Here is a 234-nt window from a genome sequence, read left to right as displayed (position 1 = left end):
AGCAGCTCCGGCGCCAGCGAGCGCAGGCGCTGCAGGTCTTCGGTCATGGTGGTGGCGAAGGCACGGAATTCCTGGCCCAGGGTCATCGGCACGGCGTCCTGCAGCTGGGTGCGGCCCATCTTCAGTACGTGGTCGAATTCCTTGCCTTTGGCGGCGAATGCCTGGATCAGGCTTTCGAGGCTGGCCAGCAGGGCGTCGTGACCCAGCAGCAGGCCCAGGCGAATGGCCGTCGGG

1 protein-coding gene is annotated in these 234 nt (G+C 67.1%); it reads right to left on the bottom strand.

Features of this window, described 5'->3' with window-relative positions:
- A partial coding sequence (locus ACP3VS_RS24575) for a lyase family protein (protein ID WP_426390352.1) occupies positions 1-234 on the bottom strand: 234 nt, incomplete at both ends.

Origin of the sequence: Lysinibacillus sp. VIII_CA, assembly GCF_049943995.1 — a bacterium.
GTDB classification, from domain to species: domain Bacteria; phylum Bacillota; class Bacilli; order Bacillales_A; family Planococcaceae; genus Lysinibacillus; species Lysinibacillus pinottii.
Note: the sequence above shows the minus strand (reverse complement) of the source record. Positions and strands in the feature narration are given on the sequence as shown.